This is a genomic window from Nitrosophilus sp. (assembly GCF_982775275.1).
The window spans coordinates 1-1,786 of the sequence record NZ_CEXZHP010000254.1 but is presented as its reverse complement, the minus strand read 5'-3'; the positions used below and the strand labels follow the sequence as shown (position 1 = coordinate 1,786).

3 protein-coding genes are annotated in these 1,786 nt (G+C 35.8%); all 3 read left to right on the top strand.

Going from position 1 to position 1,786, the window contains the following annotated elements:
* The first annotated feature begins 96 nt into the window (after nt 1-96).
* Nucleotides 97-546 (top strand): AAA family ATPase, encoded by a 450-nt coding sequence (locus tag AC30RD_RS08965; RefSeq protein ID WP_489494177.1) that lies wholly within the window; start codon nt 97-99, stop codon nt 544-546.
* Nucleotides 547-1,086: a hypothetical protein gene (locus tag AC30RD_RS08960; RefSeq protein WP_489494176.1), complete on the top strand. Its 540-nt coding sequence runs from the start codon at nt 547-549 to the stop codon at nt 1,084-1,086. It abuts the gene before it with no gap.
* Between the two features lies 1 nt (nt 1,087).
* On the top strand, nt 1,088-1,786 hold a 699-nt coding region (murI, locus tag AC30RD_RS08955; RefSeq protein ID WP_489494175.1), incomplete at its 3' end, for a glutamate racemase.

The window sequence follows — 1,786 nt, the reverse complement described above, 5'->3', positions numbered from 1 at the left end:
TTCCTCTGTATTTTATAAATTTCTTTTTCTTTGAAATCAACAATCCAACAAACATTATGTGAAAACTTTTCCGACATTATAGGTGGAGAGTTTAAGATGGAAAACGGTAATTTTTTCTACTACAAATACCTCCATAAACGAGCCTTGAAAATTGAGATGCTCAATACCGCCTATGGGATTAAATCTTTTGCCATTTTACAGCTTTTAAACAAAAATAAATTTTTTAACCATAAAACACTCCTTGTTCTTGATGAACCAGAGATACATCTCCATCCAAAATGGCAACTCAAAATGGCAGAAGTTATTGTACAACTGTGTAAAAGTGGCATAAAAGTTCTTGTCAATTCCCATAGTCCATATATGATTGAAGCACTTCAGCGATACGCGAAAAAATCGCTCCCTCAATCCTCCATTAACTTTTATATTGCAGAAAACAACACAATAGCTAAAATTGACAATAGCAATGAAGCAACACTTCAAAAAGTTTTTCAAACACTTTCTGAACCATTTGAAACTTTTACACAATTTGATTTAGAGAATTTGTAAATGGCTGGAATTGAACAGCTTGTAAAACGTTACCCTTTTACAACTTTTAAAGAAACCTCTTATGATGACACAAATAAAGATTCTCTATGCCATGATACAACACAAAGAGTGTTAAACTTCGATGAAATTATCAAAAAAAAATATCCAGACCCCTACGACAGACCAAAATCTTTTGATGCCCTTTATATACAACAGCATCGTATTTATCTTATCGAATTTAAAAATCAACCACCCAAGTTCATCGACAATACAGAGGTACAACTCAAACTTCAAAAGGGAAAAGAAGAGTTAGATAAATTTTTAGCTCAAGAAAACATCCAAAAAAAAGAGTATGAGTTTATCTATTGTGTTGTCCATAAAAAAACAAAAAAAACAATTTTTGATGATTATAAAACAGGTATTAGTGAATCTGCAGTACGATTTGGGCTTGAAAAATATACACCCAAATATGCACACAAAATCATTACAAAAGATGTGGAAACACTGACAAAACATTTGGAAAAAAAAATACAAAAAAATTTAAAATGTAAGGGATACTAGGATGAAAGTTGGAGTATTTGACAGTGGTGTGGGTGGTTCAACAGTTGTCAAGTCACTCCTTGAACATCAACTCTTTGAAGAGATTATCTATTTTGGAGATACGGCGCGTGTTCCGTATGGATCTAAAGACAAAAACACCATTGTCCGCTATGCCATAGAGGCGGTGGAGTTTTTTAAAAATTTCAGTCTTGACCTTATTGTTGTTGCGTGTAACAGTGTCAGTGCCTATGCGTTAGAGGAGATGCAAGAGAGTGCTTCATGCCCCGTTGTCGGTGTTGTGGAAGCGGGTGTTTTGGCAACATCCAATGCACTTGCAACCAAAAACGAAACCATCCTTATTTTGGGAACACATGCAACTATCAACTCACAGGCGTATGAAAAAGGGTTACACAATCTTGGCTACACACACCTTCTTCCCCTTGCTACACCACTCTTTGTCCCTTTGGTGGAGGAAAATATCAAAGGGGATGTTTTAGATGCAACTCTCAAGCACTATTTTGGCTCCATTCCCCATCCCGATGCCATCATTTTAGGATGTACCCATTTTCCCCTTCTTGCAAAGGAGATTCAATCCTATTTTCACAACAACACGCAACTCATCCATTCAGGGGATGCCATTGTGGAGTATCTTCAAAACAATTTTCATCTTACAAACAGATTTAGCACCACCGCTATAGAGTTCTTTGCATCAGAAAATCCC